Here is a 21,339-nt window from a genome sequence, read left to right on the forward strand (position 1 = left end):
GCAAAGCGATTTATTCGGTTTTGACTTTTGGGTCATTAAAGTACCCCGTGTTCTTAATATACTCAATAAAGTCTTGGCAAAGTTGAGTGAATGATGGATAAGGAGTCACCAAATCTTGTATACGCACCATTTCTAAGCCTGCGTAACCGCAAGGATTAATAGTTTGGAACCCGTCTAAAGCACAGTCCAAGTTTAATGCTAATCCATGATAGCTACGGCCACGACGAATTTTAAAGCCTAAGGAACCAATCTTACGGCCATCGACATATACTCCTGGAGCATCAGGCTTAGCATACGCTTCAATTCCGTATTTTTTTAAAACATCTATCATGAATTGTTCAGCAAAACTGACCAATGTTCGTACGTTCCATTTTAGACGATTAAGATCAAACATGAAGTAAGCAACAAGTTGACCAGGTCCATGCCAAGTCACTTGTCCACCACGGTCAGTTTGCACTACAGGAATATCTGATGAAATTAGGATGTGTTCAGGTTTACCAGCTTGACCTTGAGTTAAAACATTATGATGTTGAAGTAACCATAACTCATCGGGCGTATCTTGATCTCGCTCATTTGTTAAGAGTTTCATGGTTTCAAATTTGCTTTGATAATCTTGTAAATCGTTCCATTGCCGAATGATTAAGTTAGGTTTATCAAGGCTCATCACAATCTCTTCCTATAATTAGTTTATGCGGCACCCAAATCATATCTACTAGATAAAAGCCGAAAACCTTGTAATTTTAAAGGATTTTATAAAAGGACTTCTAAATATTTGTAAGGTTTTTCGTGGTAAGTAGGTTATAAAATTTCCAAAAAAATACCACAGTAAGAATGCCTGACTGTGGTATTTATTGAAGAACTTAAAATTAAAGCGCAGTTCTAATCTGCGGACAAGCAGCCAAGTCAGCATAGAGTGCATGAACTTGTTCTAATTCTTCAAAGCGCAATTGTGCTGTTAAAGAATGATACTTGCCGGTGCGAGATTCTTGAACTTTTAATGTTGAGTGGTCGAAGTCTGGAAAATGCTTTACCAAAATATCGACTACAGCAACACGTAATTCTTCACCCGCATCGCCAATAAGTTTAATTGGATAATCCATCGGAAATACCCAAAGATGTTCTTGTAGTTCGCGAGATGGAGTGCGGTCTAACATAAGTTACCTCATGATTTGAAACGCCTGCATTATCGCAGGCGTTTATAGCTCTTTCTATTAAATGGGGCTTGGTTTTGAAATTTCAAGCTTTCAAAACTTAGTCATTTTCCAAGAAAGAGCGTAAATGTTCAGAACGAGAAGGGTGACGTAATTTACGCAATGCTTTCGCTTCAATCTGACGGATACGTTCACGTGTTACATCAAATTGTTTACCTACTTCTTCAAGTGTGTGATCGGTTGGCATATCAATACCAAAACGCATCTTCAATACTTTTGCTTCACGTTCAGTTAAGTTTTCCAATACTTCACGAGTTGCTTCTTTTAAGCCTTCTGAAGTCGCAGCATCAATTGGAGAAGTGATGTTTTGATCTTCAATGAAATCCCCAAGATGTGAATCTTCATCATCACCAATAGGTGTTTCCATTGAGATAGGCTCTTTAGCAATTTTAAGTACTTTACGAACCTTAACTTCGTCCATTTCTAAACGTTCACCTAATTCTTCAGGTGTTGGTTCACGCCCCATTTCTTGTAACAATTGACGAGATACACGGTTGATCTTGTTAATTGTTTCAATCATGTGTACTGGAATACGAATCGTACGAGCCTGATCGGCAATCGAACGGGTAATCGCCTGACGAATCCACCAAGTTGCATAAGTCGAGAATTTATAACCACGACGGTATTCAAACTTGTCTACAGCTTTCATCAAACCAATGTTCCCTTCTTGAATCAAGTCAAGGAACTGTAAACCACGGTTAGTATATTTCTTCGCAATCGAAATTACCAAACGGAGGTTGGCTTCTACCATTTCTTTCTTGGCACGACGTGCTTTCGCTTCGCCAATTGCCATACGTTTAGAGATATCTTTAATCTCAGCAACGCTTAAACTAAGCTCTTTCTCAATATCTGCAATCTTTTGCTGGAATGCTAAAACATCTGGACGAACTTTTTCTAAATGCACCTTAATTTCAGCAGGTGCTTTAGCAATTTGTTCATCTAACCAAGCTGGATTAGATTCTTGTTTAGGGAAAGATGTACGGAATTGAGTACGGTCCATACGGCCACGACGTACTGCATAACGCATGATTTCACGTTCATTGGCACGAATTTGCTCATGTGTACCGCGAATCATTTCAGAGATGATGTCAAATAAACGTGGTGTAAATTTAAACATCATGAACACAGTAGCTAAAGCTTCTAAAGCTTCTTCAGCCTCTGGACTGTTACGACCATGCTTTTCAACAACAGCTTTTGTTTTAGCCCAAGCAGCTTCAAGTTCAGTAAAACGAACTTTTGCAACTTCTGGGTCTGGTCCTGAATCGCCTTCAGAGTCATCATCACCTTCAGATTCTTCTTCTTCATCGTCATCATCAAGCTTAACTTCTTTGGTTGATTTTGAAGATGATTCGTCCTCTTCCTCAAGCTCTTCAACTTCTTCTAAAACTTCAGGGATATCTTCATCGGTTTCAGGATCGAGGTAGCCAGATAAAATATCTGCAAGACGGCGTTCGCCAGTTAAAAAATCATTATATTCTTTTAATACAACTTCAACAGCATTTGGCCAGTAAGCAATTGAATTAAGGACATCACGGATACCTTCTTCAATACGTTTGGCAATGCTGATTTCACCTTCACGGGTTAACAGCTCAACTGTACCCATTTCACGCATGTACATACGTACAGGGTCTGTCGTACGTCCAGGCTCATTTTCAACCGATGCAAGTACGGCAGCAGCTTCTTCTTCAGCAACCTCATCAGTTGCGTCAGCCGACTCACCGAACATGGTATCGTCAGATTCAGGTGCACGCTCGTGTACAGGAATACCAACGTCTTGAAGCATTTGGATGATGTCTTCAATCTGTTCGCTTTCAGTAATCGAGTCCGGCAGATGATCGTTAACCTCAGCGTAAGTTAAGTAACCTTGTTCTTTGCCTCGGCTAATCAGAGCCGCTACTTGAGAAGTAGGGGAATGCATATCGCTCATCTTTGCTTACTCTTTGTTGAATCTGTGGCAGTGAAAAACCGTGCATGATAGCACAATTTGCTTGAAATGTTTTGGCTTTGATCAGTAACCGTTAAATAAAAAATATCTTTGAATTCACGTCTGTTTTTTGAATATTGGGATAAAATCATTTTTTTCAAGCTTAAATCATCGAAAAAATCATAGAATTTTTTTTTGATCAAAAAAATAGTTCAGCTTTATAAATACACAATTTTTTGGGCGAAAAAAAGTACAAATATGCAGTTTAATGAAAAAAATATAAATAAAACTTGACACGATTTAATAACCAAGATAAATAGCGGCTAGACCCATTCACATTTTTTCATTAGAGGTAGTTTTAGTGTCTTCTACAGATTTTGAATTAGATGATAACTACGGTGATGATGATGATGTCGGTTTTGATGAGTCATCAGGCAAAATCACTGCGAAAGAATCATTAGAAAAACGTAGATTAATTGATGATCTACTGGCTCAACGCCGTTTAGAGCGTGAGTTAAAAGATTTTGATTACGATTTAGACGATGATGATCTTGATGATGAAGACTAATCAAATCTGAATAGGGCATCGTCAGCTTAGATGCTATGCTATCGTAGATTTCTTTTTTATAGTCAGGTAACACAATGAGTGCGTTAGATTTAGACCAATTAAGTGAATATCTAGATGGAGACCACAATGAGTATGGTCTGGATTTCGCTGCAACTCATGGTTTTCTGTGTGCAATTGCAGTAGGCCCTCAGTTTGATCGTTGGTTAGATGAATTATTCGATAATAACCATAAGAAAGTTCCTGCCGAAATTATTCAGCAGATCAAAGCGTGGTTAGAATCAATTCGACAAGACTTAGCAAATGAAAATGGAATTGAATTTCCGTTTGAAATTGAAGAAGCTGATGTTGAGTCTAGCTTAGGCGACTGGAGTGTTGGATTTGTTGATGCGATGTTCTTAAATGAAGATGCATGGTTTGCACCTGAATATGAAGAACAATTAATTGATTTAACTTTACCAATGATGGTATTTAGTGGAATTGATGAAGAAGATCCACAGATGGAATCTTTCCGTCGTAATGGACAGTTAATGGATGAGCTGGCAGAAGAAATCCCAGATAATTTGAATGAATTATACTTGATGTATCATACGCCAAATTAATTTATTAGAAGAAATAATAAATAACGTCCTTTCTAGGGCGTTTTTTATTACGAAAAATTAAGTGATATAAAATAAAAAAGGGCAGTTAGAAATCTAAGTGCCCCTTTGAAAACTATTTTATAGTTTTATAGACGTTTACGCTTTGCAGCAGCAATTTGTGACTGGCGCATACGGAAACCAGCTTTTTGCTTTTCAGTGGTTTTGTCGATGCAATAAACGCAAGAAACACCGTGTTCGTAACTTGGTAGAGCAGACTCTTCAGGAGTTAAAGGCCAACCACAAGCATGACATTTAATATTCACGCCTTCCTCTACACCATGAGTTACAGCAGTACGGCCGTCAAATACGAAGCATTCGCCTTCCCATAAGCTTTCATCAGCAGGGGTTTCTTCTAGGTACTTAAGGATACCGCCTTTAAGATGGTAAACCTCTTTAAATCCTTCTTGAAGAAGTAAAGAAGTTGATTTTTCACAGCGAATACCACCAGTACAGAACATCGCAATTTTTTTGTCTTTATGTTGCTCTAATTCTTTCTTGACGTATTCTGGAAACTCACGGAATGTTTCTGTTTTAGGATCAATTGCACCCTTAAATGTACCCGCTTTATATTCGTAATCATTACGTGTGTCGATTAAAATTACATCATCACGTGCGATTAAATCATTCCACTCTTTAGGATCAAGATAGTGACCGACTAAGTCACGAGGTTTAACCTCAACACCTAAAGTCACAATTTCTTCTTTAAGTTTAATTTTCATTTTGCGGAAAGGTTTGTCAGAACTATGGGATTCTTTGTATTCCATAGCGCCAAAGCCTTCATTGAGCAAAAACTGATGTAGTGTATCAATTGCTACGCGATCACCAGCAACAGTACCATTAATTCCTTCACCTGCTACAATCAGAGTTCCACAGAGGTTAATTGTTTTCACTAAGTCTAATAAACGTTGTTGAAGATCGGCAGGATCTTGAACTTCTTTAAATTGATATAGTGCTGCAACAACCCAACCTGCGGTCGCTTGCTGTTCTACAGGTGCAAGCTGTTCTACAGTAGCGTTCATGGAAAACTCCAAATGTATTAAGATAGAAATTTAAGGCGCATATTTTAGCGCGAAAATTAGTAATAAGCGAGAAAACCATAAAAAGTATATGGTTTATTTAAGGAGTTTGTTTTGAGTAATGATCATCGAACGCTCTCTCTCACCCCATGTGCAGGGCGTTGTTCAACAGTTTTTGGTGATCAGGTTTGTCGTGGTTGTCGCCGTTTTAACCACGAGGTGATTCAATGGAACACTTATACGGCAGAGCAGCGTTTAGCTGTATGGAAGCGTTTAGATGATCAATTGAATCAAATCTTAGTACCGATGTTGCCTCATGCAGACTTACAGCATGTTGAAGGCTTTATTTTAAGTAAGCGTGTTCGGTTAATGGAAGGGGCGAGCCAGGGTCGTAAGCTTTACCATGCCTTAAAAATATGTGAAAAGAATAAACATCTAGCACACGAGAGTGGTTTGGGTATTTCGGAGTCTCAAGTTAAAACAATATGGGGTGAGTTTGAACGACGTGTTTTAGCTTTGGCTAAAGCGAGCTATGAGTTGGCTTGGTTGCGAGCAGATGGAATTAGCCATCACTTGTTAACTATGTATGAAGAAGAATAGACCTAAAGTAGAAAAAGACGTAAATAAAAAAGCTGCCAGAAGGCAGCTTTTTTTTCATTAATTTTCTTTCGAATATTAACGTTTGATGTCGCGTTGAGTTTCACCAGTATAAAGCTGACGAGGACGACCGATTTTGTAAGGACCGCTGTGCATTTCTAACCAATGGCTGATCCAACCAACTGTACGAGCAAGAGCGAAGATTACAGTAAACATTTCTGTTGGGATACCAATCGCTTTAAGGATGATACCTGAGTAGAAGTCTACGTTAGGGTAAAGTTTACGCTCAACGAAGTACGGGTCGTTCAATGCGATACGCTCAAGTTCCATAGCAAGTGCTAATTGAGGATCGTTGATGCCTAAAGCTTCAAGAACTTCGTCACAAGTTTGCTTCATTACTTTAGCGCGTGGGTCGAAGTTTTTGTAAACGCGGTGACCGAAGCCCATAAGCTTAACTTCTTTGCGTTTAACTTTTTCCATGAACTCTGCAACGTTTTCAACGCTACCGATTTCATCAAGCATCTTAAGAACTGCTTCGTTTGCACCACCGTGAGCAGGTCCCCAAAGTGCAGAGATACCAGCAGAGATACATGCATACGGGTTTGCACCAGTAGAACCAGCAAGACGTACTGTAGATGTAGAAGCATTTTGCTCATGGTCAGCATGAAGCGTGAAAATACGATCCATTGCGCGAGCAAGAACAGGATTAACTTTGTAATCACGGTCAGCAGGAGTAGCAAACATCATGTGCAAGAAGTTTTCCGCATAACTTAAATCGTTACGTGGATAGATGAATGGTTGACCTACTGTGTATTTGTAACTCCAAGCAGCAAGCGTTGGAATTTTTGCAATTAAGCGAATTGCAGTGATTTCACGGTGATTGATGTCTTCAATATCTAGGTTGTTATGATAGAACGCAGATAATGCACCTACAACACCAACCATGATTGCCATTGGGTGAGCATCACGACGGAAACCATTGAAGAAACGGCTAACTTGATCGTGAACCATAGTGTGAGCACGTACTTTCGTATCAAACTCAACTTTTTGTTCAGCAGTTGGGAGCTCGCCATTTAATAATAAATAACAAGTTTCAAGGTAGTCTGCTTGAGTTGCTAACTGATCAATTGGGTAGCCGCGGTGTAATAAAATACCTTTGTCACCATCAATGAAAGTAATTTTAGATTCGCATGCGGCTGTCGCCATAAAACCAGGATCGAAAGTAAAATGACCTTCTTTCAGTATGCTGCTGACATCAATTACATCTGGACCTAAAGTGCCACTGTAGATTGGTAATCCAATTTCTTTGCCATCAAGATGTAATACGGCTTTTTTGCCATTTGCTTCAGACATTCAATAGATCTCCTGTCCTGGTGAATGTTGATCTGACTCGAAATCCTAATGTTCTCATGTGCGAATCAGACGGTGTCAAAATTTGCTATAAGATTAGTGAGTACTGAAATTTTGTCAATTATACTTATGGATAAAAAATGACGTTCCCACAGAGAGTTAGTCATCAAGACCCGAGCAAAAAAGTCAGTAAAATCACTGCATCGGGATGGTATAATAAGTCAATTCAACAAGAACGTGCAGAAAAAAAATGAAGGATGAGTACAATTGTAAGCAAATTTATAAATTGCAATTTAGAATAATAAGGCGGTAGAAAATGCCAATCTGCTTAAAAAAATCATAAAACTCATGGTGTAATTTCAAATTTATACTCAAAAAAAATTGTATTTTTATTTAGTTGTAACAAAGAATATTGTTCTTTTTTTAAGTTTAATTGTATAAAAAATAGCTTATCAGACGAGTTTAAAATCATAAGAACTGTTTTTTAATGAAATTCACTTTCGAAAAATTAGTGTAGATCGCTTAATATCTATGTGAAATATAAGTCTGTTCACTTATTTGAAATGTGGCTCACATTGAAAATAGGAGGGTATTGCGATCATTTTTCTATTGATATGAGGAATTTATAACTTTATCTTTAGTCTAAAATCGGCTTATTTAAAAGAAATTTCAGAAAAAATGAAATTAAATAAAAAGTTATTTTAAACAAGGACATGATGTGTATAGGTATAGTTTTTTTATTGACCTAATAATGTAATATTGTTTTGAATGATTCTTATTTAATGGTTTTTTGCTGAAATGGCAAAGTGGATTGTTTGTATTTTGATACTTCGCGTTTTATAATTCAGTGTCGTTTATAGGTTAGGCATGAGCTGTGCTTGCCTAACAATGCCAGCTTTCCTTGGAATTAATTCAACAAACTCCGGTCGGAGTTTCTACCTACAGGATGCCCGCTGTGAAAAGCAACAGACCTGTCAATTTGTCCATGGGTCAGGTGTTAGCGGTAAATTTACGCTCACCCGTGGCTATTGCATCAATTTTACACCGTTTATCAGGTGTCATCGTTTTCTTATTAGTACCAGTTCTCTTATGGATTCTAGATAAATCATTATCTTCACCAGAAGGATTTGACTACGTTAAAAATGTCGTTTTTGGAAATATCCTTGTACGTTTCGTTGTTTGGGTATTTGCAGCCGGCTTGATATTCCACTTTATTGCTGGAGTTAAGCACTTACTTGCAGATTTAGGTTTTGCTGAAGAACTGCAAAGTGGTCGTATTGCAGCGACAATTTCATTGATCTTATCTGTGGTAGCCATTATCGCAGCCTTTGTATGGATTATGTTCTAATGAAAAGTGCTACAGGTTTAACTGGTTCAGGTTCTCGTGATTGGTTTATCCAGCGTGTAAGTGCGGTTGTATTAGCAGCTTATACTGTTGTTCTTTTTGGTTGGATTCTCTGCAAAGGTGGATTTGACTATCAACAGTGGGCTGGCTTCATGATGACATTACCAATGAAGATTTTTTCTTTATTGGCAATTTTATCGCTTATCGCACACGCATGGATTGGTATGTGGCAAGTTTTCACTGACTATGTCACTACTCGTCAAATGGGTCCTTCAGCGAAAGGTTTACGCCTTGTACTGACGACGGCTGTCATTATTGCAGTGTTTGTGTACGCAATCTGGGGTATCCAGATTTTCTGGGCGAATTGATAGGAAGATATCATGGGCGCGATAACCCCTAAAGAAGATTATTCAAATATTCAAAACCTCACTTTCGATGCAGTTATCGTTGGTGGTGGTGGTTCTGGTATGCGTGCTTCTTACCAACTTGCTCAAGCAGGTTTGAAAGTTGCAGTACTTACTAAAGTTTTCCCAACACGTTCACATACAGTTGCTGCTCAGGGCGGTATCGGTGCGTCGTTAGGTAACATGCAAGAAGATAACTGGCATTTCCACTTTTACGATACGGTAAAAGGTTCTGACTGGTTAGGTGACCAAGACGCAATTGAATTTATGTGTCGTGAAGCACCAAAAGTTGTGTATGAACTTGAACACATGGGTATGCCGTTTGACCGTAACGCTGATGGTACAATTTACCAGCGTCCGTTCGGTGGCCACTCTGCGAACTATGGTGATAAACCAGTTCCACGTGCTTGTGCTGCTGCTGACCGTACTGGTCACGCATTATTACACACGCTTTATCAAAGCAACGTGAAAATGGGTACTCAGTTCTTCGTTGAATGGATCGCGCTTGATTTGATCCGTAACGAAGCAGGTGATGTTCTTGGTGTAACAGCGATTGACCAAGAAACTGGTAATATCGCAGTATTCCAAGCAAAAGCGACATTGTTTGCGACCGGTGGTGCTGGTCGTGTTTACCGTGCATCAACAAATGCTTATATCAATACTGGTGACGGTCTTGGTATGGCTGCTCGTGCTGGTATTCCATTACAAGATATGGAATTCTGGCAATTCCACCCTACGGGTGTTGCGGGCGCAGGCGTATTGTTAACTGAAGGTTGTCGTGGTGAAGGTGCAATCCTTCGTAACAAAGACGGCGAACCGTTCATGGAACGTTACGCACCAACTTTAAAAGACTTGGCTCCACGTGACTTCGTATCACGTTCTATGGACCAAGAAATTAAAGAGGGTCGTGGTTGTGGTCCAAAAGGTGATTATATCTTACTAGATATGACTCACTTGGGCGCTGACACAATCATGAAGCGTTTACCATCTGTATTTGAGATTGGTAAAAAATTCGCGAACGTTGACATTACTAAAGAACCAATTCCTGTAGTACCAACAATCCATTATCAAATGGGTGGTATTCCTACAAATATGCATGGTCAAGTGTGCTTACCTGAAGCAGGTACAGACAATTACACTAAACCTGTAAAAGGTTTCTATGCAATTGGTGAATGTTCATGTGTATCAGTACATGGTGCAAACCGTTTAGGTACTAACTCACTTCTTGACTTGGTTGTATTTGGTAAAGCTGCTGGTGAGCACATTATCGACTACGTAACTAAGCATCATGGTGATGAATATGCACCACTTCCAACAAACGTATTAGAGCAAACTTTAGATCGCGTACGTAAATTGGATGAATCAACTTCTGGCGAAAATGCACAAGAAGTTGCTGATGCGATTCGTGATATCGTTCAAGACCACGCTGGTGTATTCCGTACTCAAGCTTTGCTTGATAAAGGTGTTAAAGAGATTCTTGCTCTTGAGCCACGTGTGCGCAACATTCATTTGAAAGATAAATCTAAAGTATTTAACACTGCACGTGTTGAAGCGCTTGAAGTTGAAAACTTATATGAAGTTGCAAAAGCTACATTAATTTCAGCTGCTGCGCGTAAAGAGTGTCGTGGTGCGCATACTGTAGTTGACTATGAATTGCCAGCTGATCACCCAACTTATTCATACGGTCGCCGTGATGATGAGTGGATGAAGCATACTTTATGGTATTCATCAGACAATCGTTTGGAATATAAGCCTGTGCGCTTCAAACCGTTGACTGTTGATGCAATTCCACCAGCACCACGTACATTCTAATCGGGAGTATAAAGATGAGTAGAGGTACTCGTACATTCGAAATCTACCGCTATGATCCTGATAAGGATAAAGCGCCGTACATGCAAACTTTCAAGCTTGAATTGACTGATAAGCACCGTATGTTGCTTGATGCATTACTTGCTTTGAAGGTTCAAGATGAATCATTAACGTTCCGTCGTTCATGCCGTGAAGGTATTTGTGGTTCGGATGGTGTAAACATTAATGGTAAAAATGGTTTGGCTTGTTTATGGAATTTAAATGACCTGCCTGAGAAAATTGTAATTCGTCCATTACCAGGTTTGCCGGTTGTTAAAGATTTGGTTGTTGATATGAACCAATTCTATGATCAATATGACAAAATTCAGCCATTCTTGATCAATAACCAACCAGCTCCACCTAAAGAGCGTTTACAGTCTCCTGAAGAGCGTGAACACTTAAATGGTTTGTATGAATGTATTCTTTGTGCGTGTTGTTCAACTTCATGCCCATCATTCTGGTGGAACCCTGATAAATTCTTGGGTCCTTCAGCATTGTTGAATGCATACCGTTTTATTATCGACTCTCGTGATACTGCTACTGCAGATCGTTTGGCTCGTCTTGACGATCCATTCAGTTTGTTCCGTTGTAAAGGTATTATGAACTGTGTGTCAGTATGTCCTAAAGGTCTAAACCCTACTAAAGCAATCGGTCACATCCGTAACATGCTATTAGATCAAGCGGGTTAATTCTGCACAAATAGAAAACGCGCATCCTTGATGTGCGTTTTTTTTTAATTTTATAATGTAAACTTTAGACTTTGGTCGAAATGAGCGAGGATTTTATATATTGCACCATATATTAAAAGATAAAATCGCTTATGTATTTCGCCAATTTATAGGTGGTATGTGTCAAAAAAATCAATCGTTGTTTAAGAACATGATACGATTTGCCACAAAGTTATAGGTGAAAAAAGCGTATACTAGTGAAATTAATTTAAGTAGCACGATCTTAGATCTGTGCTTAATTTTTATGGTTAAAGTCATTTTAGAAAAGTTAATTTTAAAGTTAATTTTTCTAAAAAGATTTGCAAAAAATTGCTCGGTTTTAATCGAGTATAAGGTGAGTGATGATGCCATTGAGGGCGTTGTGATTCATTAATTACCTATGGAGTTTTCTCTCTAGGTAGTATGACGCCCCATGGTCTTAGAGACCTGTTGGGTAAGTAATGCCTTTTTTACCAATTTGGCATTATGCATCATGGGTGTGCTTAAAAGGCAGCCTGTAATATTTTTTGCAATAGGAAATGGGTCCACAAATGCAAGAAGTTGCTGACGCATTGCGTCTTGACACTGAACTTTCCGCTGATAGTGCAGCGTATATTGAAGAACTTTACGAGCAGTACCTGACTTCCCCAACCTCTGTAGCTGAGGACTGGCGCCAATATTTCGATAAATATCCAAAGGGTGACCAACCACACAGCGCTGTGCGTGAGCAATTCCTATTACTAGGACGTAATGCTAATCGTGTTCAACCTGTTGTACAAAGTACTGTAAGTACTGAGCATGAGCGTCGTCAAATTGGCGTTTTACAACTTATTGCTGCTTATCGTAATCGCGGACATCAAAAAGCTAAATTAGATCCATTAGGTCTTGCTAAGCGTGAAGAGATTCCAGATTTAGATCTTTCAGCTCACGGTTTAACCAAATCAGATTTAGACACTGTATTCAATACCGGCAATCTTGAAATCGGCAAAAGCGAAGCAACGCTTGCTGAAATGATTGAAGCAATGGAAGCAATCTATTGTGGTTCGATCGGTGTTGAATACATGCATATCGTGGACACAAAAGAAAAACGTTGGATTCAACAACGTCTTGAAAGTGCCCGTGGTAAATTCAATTACACAAATGATCAAAAGAAAGGCTTCTTAGAGCGTTTAACTGCTGCTGAAGGTCTTGAAAAATATCTTGGTAATAAATACGTCGGTGCTAAACGCTTTGGTGTTGAGGGCGGCGAATCTTTTATTCCTATGGTAAACGAGATTATTCAGCGTGCTGGTGCTGTAGGTTGTAAAGAAGTTGTTATTGGTATGCCACACCGTGGCCGTTTAAACCTTCTTGTGAATATTATGGGTAAAAACCCTGCGGACTTATTTGGTGAGTTCGAAGGTAAATCAATTCATAAAAAAGGTTCTGGCGACGTTAAATACCACCAAGGTTTCTCAAGTAATGTAATGACTCCAGGTGGCGAAGTTCACTTGGCATTAGCATTTAACCCATCTCACTTGGAAATTGTTGGTCCTGTAGTTGAAGGTTCTGTACGTGCACGTCAAGTACGTCGTAGAGACATTGGCGGTGATGACGTTTTACCAGTTATTGTTCATGGTGATGCGGCATTTGCAGGTCAAGGCGTGAACATGGAAACCTTCCAGATGTCACAAACTCGTGGCTATACGGTTGGTGGTACAGTTCATATTATTGTGAACAACCAAGTAGGTTTCACAACTTCTGATCCTCGTGATGCACGTTCTACAGAATACTGTACAGACGTTGCTAAAATGATTCAGGCGCCAATTTTCCATGTAAATGGCGATGATCCTGAAGCTGTTATCTTTGCTACTCAATTAGCACATGATTTCCGTCACGAATTCCGTAAAGATGTTGTTATCGATTTGTTCTGTTATCGTCGTCGTGGCCATAACGAAGCAGATGAGCCATCTGGTACACAGCCATTGATGTATCAAGTAATTGCGAAGAAAGCGACTACTCGTACACTTTATGCTGATCAACTTGTTCAACAGAAAGTACTTGATCGTGCTGAAGCAGACCAAATGGTTGAAGATTACCGTTCTGATCTAGAAGCGGGTAATCATGTAGCAAATGCATTGATTCTTGAACCAAATACCAAAATGTTTGTTGATTGGACGCCATATTTGGGCCATGACTACACAGACGATTGGGATACTTCATTTGACTTAAATCGCTTAAAAGAATTAGGCGAGGGCATGAGCAAACTTCCTGAAGGGTTTGTAATGCAGCGTCAGGTTCAAAAAGTAATTGAAGACCGCGTAAAAATGCAAACTGGTGAAACTCCATTAAACTGGGGTGCAGCAGAAACTTTAGCTTATGCAACTTTATTAGATGAAGATTATCTAGTTCGTATTACTGGTGAAGACGTGGGTCGTGGTACCTTCTCACACCGTCATGCGAAATTGCATAACCAAGCTGATGGTTCAACTTACATTCCACTTTGTCATGTGAAAGAGAACCAACCACGTTTTGCGATTTACGACTCTCTTTTATCTGAAGAAGCAGTTCTTGCATTCGAATATGGTTACGCAACTACAATTCCTAAGAGCTTGATTATTTGGGAAGCACAATTTGGTGACTTCGTAAACTGTGCTCAAGTTGTGATTGACCAGTTTATTGCTTCTGGTGAGACTAAGTGGGAACGTGTTTGTGGCTTAACAATGTTGTTACCACACGGTTTCGAAGGTCAAGGCCCAGAACACTCATCAGCTCGTTTAGAACGTTTCTTACAGTTATGTGCTGAAGACAACATGCAAGTGATCACTCCAACGACACCTGCTCAGATTTTCCATGCATTACGTCGTCAAGCTGTACGCCCAATTCGTAAGCCATTGATTGTAATGTCACCGAAATCTTTACTTCGTCATAAACTTGCGACTTCTACTTTAGAAGAGCTTGCGAATGGTTCATTCCAAACTGTAATTGACGAAATCGATCAAATTAATAAGTCAGATGTAACTCGTCTTGTACTTTGTGGCGGTAAAGTTTATTACGACTTACTTGAAAAACGTCGTGAACAAAACTTAACTAATGTCGCAATTGTACGTATTGAACAGTTGTATCCATATCCAGAGCAACGTCTTGCGGAAATCTTGGCTGCATATCCAAACGTGAAAGAACTTGTTTGGGCACAAGAAGAGCCGAAGAACCAAGGCGCATGGTTATTTATCGCACCGCGTTTATATGACGATATCTTAAAATCTGGCAAACAAATCCGTATCAGTTTTGCAGGTCGTGAAGCTTCTGCTGCACCAGCTTGTGGCTCACCGTACTTGCATGCAAAACAACAAGCTCAGCTAATTAATGATGCATTGGCAATCGAAGCTGAACAATCAGGAGATTCTCAATAATGGCAACCGAAATTAAAGCACCGGTATTCCCAGAGTCTGTTGCAGATGGAACCATCGCAACTTGGCACAAAAAGGTGGGTGAACCTGTATCACGTGATGAAGTGATCTGTGATATTGAAACCGACAAAGTTGTTTTAGAAGTTGTTGCTCCTGCTGATGGTAGCTTAGTTGCAATCATTAAAGATGAAGGCGATACAGTTCTTTCTGACGAAGTAATTGCTCAGTTTGAAGCTGGTGCTGGTGCAGCAGCGGCTGCTCCTGCAGCAGTAGAGCAAGCAGTTGCTCAAACTCAAGCTGGTGCAGCGCCTGTTGTTGAGCGTACAGAAACTGTATCTGATCAAGCTCCTGCAGTTCGTAAAGCATTAACTGAATCTGGTATTGCTGCTGCTGACGTACAAGGTACTGGTCGTGGTGGTCGTATCACTAAAGAAGATGTGGCAAACCATCAAGCTAAACCAGCTGCTAATGTTACTCCATTGAGCGTAGCTGTTGGTGAGCGTATCGAAAAACGTGTTCCAATGACTCGTTTACGTAAGCGTGTAGCTGAGCGTCTTCTTGCTGCAACTCAAGAAACTGCAATGTTAACTACATTCAATGAAGTTAACATGAAGCCAATCATGGAATTGCGTAAGCAATATAAAGATGCTTTTGAAAAGCGTCATGGCGCTCGCTTAGGCTTCATGTCATTCTTCGTTAAAGCAGCAACTGAAGCGCTTAAACGCTACCCAGCTGTAAACGCTTCAATTGATGGCGACGATATCGTTTATCACGGTTACTACGACATCGGTGTTGCAGTATCTTCTGATCGCGGTCTTGTTGTACCAGTATTACGTGATACTGATCGTATGAGCTATGCAGAAGTTGAATCTGGTATTGGTGCATATGCTGCTAAAGCACGTGATGGTAAATTATCTATCGAAGAAATGACTGGTGGTACTTTCACAATCACTAACGGTGGTACTTTCGGTTCATTACTTTCAACTCCAATTTTGAATCAGCCACAAACTGGTATTTTGGGTATGCACAAAATCCAAGAGCGTCCTATGGCTGTAAATGGTCAAGTTGAAATCTTGCCAATGATGTATTTAGCACTTTCTTATGACCACCGTATGATCGATGGTAAAGAAGCTGTAGGTTTCTTGGTAGCAATCAAAGAATTGTTAGAAGAGCCAGCTAAACTCATCCTTGATCTTTAATTTCTTCGAATAATATTACCGAGGTAGAGTGATCCTCTATCTCGGACCATGGAGATAAACAATGTCTCAACAATTTGATCTTGTTGTTATTGGCGGTGGTCCTGGTGGTTATGAAGCTGCGATTCGTGCTGCTCAACTAGGTTTTAAAGTCGCTTGTATCGAAAAACGTATTCACAACGGTAAGCCATCTTTAGGTGGTACATGCTTAAACGTAGGTTGTATTCCTTCTAAAGCATTACTTGACTCTTCTCACCGTTACGAAGATACAGTACATCACTTAGCTGATCACGGTATCACTACAGGTGAAGTGAATTTTGATCTTGCTAAGCTTCTTGCTCGTAAAGACAAAATTGTTGACCAATTAACTGGTGGTATTGATCAATTGCTTAAAGGCAATGGCATTGAATGGTTAAAAGGTACTGGTAAATTACTTGCTGGTAAAAAAGTTGAGTTCGTTTCTCATGAAGGTGAAACTCAAGTTTTAGAACCTAAATACGTTATTCTTGCGTCTGGTTCTGTGCCTGTAAATATTCCAGTAGCTCCTGTAGATCAAGATATTATTGTTGATTCAACTGGTGCATTGAACTTCCCAGAAGTACCTAAGCGTTTAGGTGTAATTGGTGCAGGCGTAATCGGTTTAGAGCTTGGTTCTGTTTGGCGTCGTCTTGGTGCTGAAGTTATTGTTTTTGAAGCAATGGATGCATTCTTACCAATGGCTGATAAAGCTTTGGCAAAAGACTACCAAAAACTTTTAACTAAGCAAGGTCTTGATATTCGTATCGGTGCTAAAGTTTCTGGTACTGAAATTAATGGTCGTGAAGTGACTGTTAAATACACTCAAGGCGGCGAAGAAAAAACTCAAACTTTTGACAAGTTAATCGTTTGTGTTGGCCGTAAAGCTTATGCTGAAGGTTTATTGGCTGAAGATTCAGGCATTAAATTGACTGAACGTGGTCTAGTGGAAGTAAACGATCACTGTGCAACTTCTGTAGAAGGTGTATATGCGATTGGTGACTTGGTTCGCGGTCCAATGCTTGCTCATAAAGCAATGGAAGAAGGTGTAATGGCTGTTGAGCGTATCCACGGTCACGCAGCTCAAGTGAACTATGACACAATCATTTCTGTTATCTATACACATCCGGAAGCGGCATGGGTTGGTTTAACTGAAGAACAAGCTAAAGAAAAAGGTCATGAAGTTAAAACTGGTCAATTCGGTTTTGCTGTAAATGGTCGTGCTTTAGCAGCGGGTGAAGGTGCTGGTTTTGTTAAGTTTGTTGCTGATGCAAAAACTGACCGTTTATTAGGTATGCATGTTATTGGACCTGCTGCATCTGATATCGTACACCAAGGTATGATCGCTCTTGAATTTGTATCTTCAGTTGAAGATCTTCAGTTGATGACTTTTGGTCACCCAACATTCTCTGAAGTTGTTCATGAAGCTGCACTTGCTGTAGATGGTCGTGCAATTCACGCGATTCAACGTAAGCGTAAATAAAATAAAGAGCGGGTTCTCCGCTCTTTTTCACATTCGATGGTGTGATTAAAAAAGCATCAAGGTGAAAGACGTAGACAGCAATTTGCATATGTAACATGAGAATGTTGCGCAAATTGAAGACAACAAACAAAGTTAAGTAGGTAACTAAATGAACTTACATGAGTATCAAGCTAAAGCGTTATTGAAAGAATATGGTATGCCAGTACAAGAAGGTATCTTGGCTACCAATGCAGACGAAGCAGTTGCTGCATTTGAACAGCTTGGTGGTAAATTCGCGGTAATGAAAGCGCAAGTTCATGCTGGTGGTCGTGGTAAGGCTGGTGGCGTTAAAGTTGCAAAATCTAAAGAAGACGTTATCGAATTTGCAAACAATATCATTGGTACTCGTCTTGTAACGTATCAAACAGATGCAAATGGTCAACCAGTAAACAGCATTATTGTTGCTGAAGACGTATACCCAGTTGAGCGTGAGCTTTACTTAGGTGCGGTTGTAGACCGTTCTAGCCGTCGTATTACTTTCATGGCTTCTACAGAAGGTGGTGTAGAAATCGAGAAAGTTGCTGAAGAAACTCCAGAAAAAATTATCAAAGTTGAAGTTGATCCATTAGTTGGCTTACAACCATTCCAAGCACGTGAAGTTGCGTTTGCTTTAGGTTTGAAAGACAAACAAATCGGTCAATTCGTAAAAATCATGACAGCTGCTTACCAAGCATTTGTTGAAAATGATTTTGCTTTATTTGAAATTAACCCACTTTCAGTTCGTGAAAATGGCGAAATTTTATGTGTAGACGCGAAAGTAGGTATCGACTCTAACGCGCTTTACCGTTTACCTAAAGTTGCTGCTTTACGTGACAAATCTCAAGAGAATGAGCGTGAATTAAAAGCATCTGAATTTGATCTTAACTATGTTGCTTTAGAAGGTAACATCGGTTGTATGGTTAACGGTGCTGGTCTTGCAATGGCAACTATGGACATCATTAAACTTTATGGTGGTCAGCCTGCAAACTTCCTTGACGTTGGTGGCGGCGCAACTAAAGAGCGCGTAATCGAAGCGTTTAAAATCATCCTTGCTGATACATCTGTACAAGGTGTTTTAATCAACATCTTTGGTGGTATCGTACGTTGTGACATGATTGCTGAAGCGATTATTGCAGCGGTTCAAGAAGTAAACGTAACTGTTCCAGTTGTTGTTCGTTTAGAAGGTAACAACGCTGAGTTAGGTGCTAAATTACTTGATGAATCTGGTTTGAAATTAATTTCTGCAAACGGCTTGTCTGATGCCGCAGAAAAAGTTGTAGCTGCAGTTAAAGCGTAAGGGGAGTATCAATCATGAGCGTATTAATTAATAAAGACACTAAAGTATTGGTACAAGGTTTTACTGGTAAAAACGGTACTTTCCACTCTGCACAAGCTTTAGACTACGGTACAAAAGTTGTTGGTGGTGTTACTCCGGGTAAAGGCGGTACTACTCACCTTGACCTACCAGTATTCAACACAATGAAAGAAGCTGTACGTGAAACAAATGCAGATGCATCTGTAATCTATGTACCAGCTCCATTCGTTTTAGACTCAATCGTTGAAGCGGTTGATTCAGGTGTTGGCCTAATCGTTGTGATCACTGAAGGTGTTCCAACAATCGACATGCTTAAAGCAAAACGCTACTTAGAAACTAACGGTAACGGTACTCGTTTAGTTGGTCCTAACTGTCCAGGCGTGATCACTCCGGGTGAATGTAAGATTGGTATTATGCCTGGTCATATTCACCAACCAGGTCGTATTGGTATCATCTCGCGTTCAGGTACATTGACTTATGAAGCTGTTGCTCAAACAACTAAGCTTGGTTTAGGTCAGTCTACTTGTATCGGTATCGGTGGTGACCCAATCCCAGGTATGAACCAAATCGAAGCGCTTCAATTGTTCCAAGATGATCCAGATACTGATGCAATCATCATGATCGGTGAGATCGGTGGTACAGCGGAAGAAGAAGCTGCTGAATTCATCAAATCTAACGTGACTAAGCCTGTAGTAGGTTACATTGCTGGTGTAACTGCTCCTAAAGGTAAGCGTATGGGTCACGCTGGTGCGATTATTTCTGGTGGTCAAGGTACTGCTGAAGAGAAATTCGCTGCATTTGAAAAAGCAGGTATGGCTTACACTCGTAGCCCAGCTGAGCTTGGTTCAACTATGTTGCAAGTTTTAAAAGAGAAAGGTTTAGCTTAATCGCTTTACGCTGAATCTTAAAAAGCACCGCATCTGAAAAATGATGCGGTGTTTTTTTATTTATTAAAGAAAAATAAGAGTTTTTATAAGTATAGCTAATTCATAAATAAAATTTTTAGGCAAAAAAATACGCAATGATTGGGGTGATCATTGCGTAGAACAACGAATCTGTAAAAACAGTTTCGGTTTAAGGAGAAATGTCGTGAGGCTCATATGATGTAACCTACATAGAGGATAATAGATAAAGTTAAGATATTCTTCATCGCTATTAGCGTTAATAAGTGTTACTTCACGTTAATAGGGTAAAAGCCTGTGAATGGCTATCAATACATTAGTAATTCTAAAAAATGAATATTATTGAATCTAATAAATAAAAAAAGCCCCGAAGGGCTTTTAATTTCTAACGAGAATTAAAATTTAAATAAACCTAAACCATCTTTAACTTCGTCTAAAGTCTGTTGAGTAATAAGACGGCACTTATCTGTACCTTGACGTAAAACATCCATAATATAGTCAGGATCTTTAGCAAGTTCTTCGCGACGTTCACGAATAGGTGTAATTAACTCTTTTAAGACACCTTCAAGACGTTTTTTAACTGTACCGTCACCAAGACCACCGCGACGATAGTGAGCTTTTAACTCTTCAACTTCTTCTTTGTTTGGATCAAATGCATCTAAATAAGTAAATACAATATTGCCTTCAACTTGACCTGGATCTTCAATACGAAGGTGATTTGGATCGGTGTACATCGCATTAACAGCTTTTTTAATGTCTTTATCAGAAGCATTTAAAACGATGGTATTGCCTAATGATTTAGACATTTTCGCTTTACCATCAAAACCAGGTAGACGTGCCATATTAGAAAGCAAAGCTTTACATTCAGGCAAAAGATCTTGACCGATTTGGCGATTTACTCGACGTACAATTTCATTGGTTTGTTCAATCATTGGAATCTGATCTTCACCAACTGGAACCACAGTTGCTTTGAAAGCAGTAATATCAGCCGCTTGTGCAACAGGGTAGCAGAGGAAACCAGCTGGAATGTCACGCTCGAAACCACGCATTTGAATTTCAGATTTAATGGTCGGGTTACGTTCTAAACGCGCAACTGTCACAAAGTTAAGATAGAGCATTGTGAGTTCATTGAGTGCTGGCAAGCAAGACTGAACACAAATGGTAGTTTTTGTTGGATCAATGCCTACAGCTAAATAATCTAGAGCAACTTCTAGAATATTACGACGAACTTTATCTGGATTATCTGCATTATCTGTTAATGCTTGTGCATCTGCTAATAAGAGATGTTGATGATGGCTATCCTGTAAACCTACACGAGAACGCAAAGAACCGACAAAATGCCCAAGATGAAGTTGTCCGGTTGGGCGGTCGCCTGTCAAAATAATTGGACGCTGATCAACATTACTCATTATT

At 39.6% G+C, this 21,339-nt stretch carries 20 protein-coding genes; 13 read left to right on the plus strand and 7 right to left on the minus strand.

The genetic code is table 11. The features are described 5' to 3' along the window. Positions 1-10: 10 nt before the first annotated feature. The 3 genes from lipB to rpoD all read right to left on the minus strand — a co-directional run bounded on the left by lipB (position 11) and on the right by rpoD (position 3,138). Complete coding sequence (gene lipB / locus JGE69_RS15155) at positions 11-664, minus strand: lipoyl(octanoyl) transferase LipB (RefSeq protein ID WP_199113977.1); 654 nt, start codon at positions 662-664, stop codon at positions 11-13. 202 nt (positions 665-866) lie between these two features. Beyond that, positions 867-1,154 carry a YbeD family protein gene (locus tag JGE69_RS15160; RefSeq protein WP_002116017.1) on the minus strand — a complete coding sequence of 96 codons (288 nt, stop codon included), beginning with the start codon at positions 1,152-1,154 and terminating at the stop codon, positions 867-869. Between the two features lie 97 nt (positions 1,155-1,251). Further along, positions 1,252-3,138: an RNA polymerase sigma factor RpoD gene (gene rpoD, locus JGE69_RS15165; protein ID WP_199113979.1), complete on the minus strand. Its 1,887-nt coding sequence runs from the start codon at positions 3,136-3,138 to the stop codon at positions 1,252-1,254. A gap of 358 nt (positions 3,139-3,496) precedes the next feature. Here rpoD and JGE69_RS15170 point away from each other — a divergent pair, with 358 nt between their 5' ends. Beyond that, positions 3,497-3,703, plus strand: a complete 207-nt coding sequence (locus JGE69_RS15170; protein WP_002116495.1) for a PA3496 family putative envelope integrity protein — start codon at positions 3,497-3,499, stop codon at positions 3,701-3,703. 74 nt (positions 3,704-3,777) lie between these two features. Continuing rightward, the gene (locus JGE69_RS15175; RefSeq protein WP_002116105.1) at positions 3,778-4,302 is read left to right on the plus strand and encodes a YecA family protein; all 525 of its coding nucleotides are present in this window, start codon (positions 3,778-3,780) and stop codon (positions 4,300-4,302) included. 125 nt (positions 4,303-4,427) lie between these two features. On the opposite strand, the gene JGE69_RS15180 is transcribed toward JGE69_RS15175, so the two are convergent. Further along, entirely contained in the window at positions 4,428-5,360 is a 933-nt protein-coding gene (locus tag JGE69_RS15180; protein WP_005064553.1) for a rhodanese-related sulfurtransferase, read from the minus strand. A gap of 111 nt (positions 5,361-5,471) precedes the next feature. Here JGE69_RS15180 and JGE69_RS15185 point away from each other — a divergent pair, with 111 nt between their 5' ends. Beyond that, positions 5,472-5,957: a DUF1289 domain-containing protein gene (locus JGE69_RS15185; RefSeq protein WP_057070527.1), complete on the plus strand. Its 486-nt coding sequence runs from the start codon at positions 5,472-5,474 to the stop codon at positions 5,955-5,957. A 75-nt stretch (positions 5,958-6,032) separates the two neighbouring features. Here the strand turns inward: JGE69_RS15185 and gltA are convergent, their stop codons facing one another. Next, the gene (gene gltA, locus JGE69_RS15190) at positions 6,033-7,307 is read right to left on the minus strand and encodes a citrate synthase (protein ID WP_002116327.1); all 1,275 of its coding nucleotides are present in this window, start codon (positions 7,305-7,307) and stop codon (positions 6,033-6,035) included. Between the two features lie 343 nt (positions 7,308-7,650). Further along, complete coding sequence (locus tag JGE69_RS15195; protein ID WP_017400187.1) at positions 7,651-7,776, minus strand: hypothetical protein; 126 nt, start codon at positions 7,774-7,776, stop codon at positions 7,651-7,653. A 474-nt stretch (positions 7,777-8,250) separates the two neighbouring features. On the opposite strand from JGE69_RS15195, the gene sdhC reads away from it, so the two are divergent. From sdhC to sucD, 10 genes are all read left to right on the plus strand, one after another. Continuing rightward, the gene (gene sdhC, locus JGE69_RS15200; protein WP_075384165.1) at positions 8,251-8,652 is read left to right on the plus strand and encodes a succinate dehydrogenase, cytochrome b556 subunit; all 402 of its coding nucleotides are present in this window, start codon (positions 8,251-8,253) and stop codon (positions 8,650-8,652) included. Continuing rightward, entirely contained in the window at positions 8,652-9,017 is a 366-nt protein-coding gene (gene sdhD / locus JGE69_RS15205; protein WP_000833672.1) for a succinate dehydrogenase, hydrophobic membrane anchor protein, read from the plus strand. The genes sdhC and sdhD overlap by 1 nt, the downstream gene beginning before the upstream one ends. A 12-nt stretch (positions 9,018-9,029) precedes the next feature. After that, positions 9,030-10,865 carry a succinate dehydrogenase flavoprotein subunit gene (gene sdhA, locus JGE69_RS15210; protein WP_002116225.1) on the plus strand — a complete coding sequence of 612 codons (1,836 nt, stop codon included), beginning with the start codon at positions 9,030-9,032 and terminating at the stop codon, positions 10,863-10,865. A gap of 14 nt (positions 10,866-10,879) precedes the next feature. Beyond that, positions 10,880-11,590 (plus strand): succinate dehydrogenase iron-sulfur subunit, encoded by a 711-nt coding sequence (locus tag JGE69_RS15215; RefSeq protein ID WP_002116292.1) that lies wholly within the window; start codon positions 10,880-10,882, stop codon positions 11,588-11,590. A gap of 283 nt (positions 11,591-11,873) precedes the next feature. Continuing rightward, positions 11,874-12,002, plus strand: coding sequence for a hypothetical protein (locus JGE69_RS15220; RefSeq protein ID WP_002116082.1), 129 nt, complete (start codon positions 11,874-11,876; stop codon positions 12,000-12,002). Positions 12,003-12,159: 157 nt separating this feature from the next. Beyond that, complete coding sequence (locus tag JGE69_RS15230; protein ID WP_174724133.1) at positions 12,160-15,000, plus strand: 2-oxoglutarate dehydrogenase E1 component; 2,841 nt, start codon at positions 12,160-12,162, stop codon at positions 14,998-15,000. Continuing rightward, entirely contained in the window at positions 15,000-16,196 is a 1,197-nt protein-coding gene (odhB, locus tag JGE69_RS15235; RefSeq protein WP_005064561.1) for a 2-oxoglutarate dehydrogenase complex dihydrolipoyllysine-residue succinyltransferase, read from the plus strand. Before JGE69_RS15230 ends, odhB begins: the two co-directional genes overlap by 1 nt. A gap of 61 nt (positions 16,197-16,257) precedes the next feature. After that, positions 16,258-17,691, plus strand: coding sequence for a dihydrolipoyl dehydrogenase (lpdA, locus tag JGE69_RS15240; RefSeq protein ID WP_199113981.1), 1,434 nt, complete (start codon positions 16,258-16,260; stop codon positions 17,689-17,691). A 148-nt stretch (positions 17,692-17,839) separates the two neighbouring features. Further along, the gene (sucC, locus tag JGE69_RS15245) at positions 17,840-19,006 is read left to right on the plus strand and encodes an ADP-forming succinate--CoA ligase subunit beta (RefSeq protein ID WP_001048573.1); all 1,167 of its coding nucleotides are present in this window, start codon (positions 17,840-17,842) and stop codon (positions 19,004-19,006) included. A gap of 14 nt (positions 19,007-19,020) precedes the next feature. Then, a complete protein-coding gene (sucD, locus tag JGE69_RS15250) occupies positions 19,021-19,911 on the plus strand; it encodes a succinate--CoA ligase subunit alpha (RefSeq protein ID WP_000114637.1) in 891 nt (296 codons plus the stop codon). A gap of 410 nt (positions 19,912-20,321) precedes the next feature. On the opposite strand, the gene trpS is transcribed toward sucD, so the two are convergent. Continuing rightward, the gene (trpS, locus tag JGE69_RS15255; RefSeq protein WP_002116097.1) at positions 20,322-21,335 is read right to left on the minus strand and encodes a tryptophan--tRNA ligase; all 1,014 of its coding nucleotides are present in this window, start codon (positions 21,333-21,335) and stop codon (positions 20,322-20,324) included. Between the last annotated feature and the right edge of the window lie 4 nt (positions 21,336-21,339).

Origin of the sequence: Acinetobacter sp. C13 (assembly GCF_016809775.1) — a bacterium.
Classification (GTDB): domain Bacteria; phylum Pseudomonadota; class Gammaproteobacteria; order Pseudomonadales; family Moraxellaceae; genus Acinetobacter; species Acinetobacter pittii.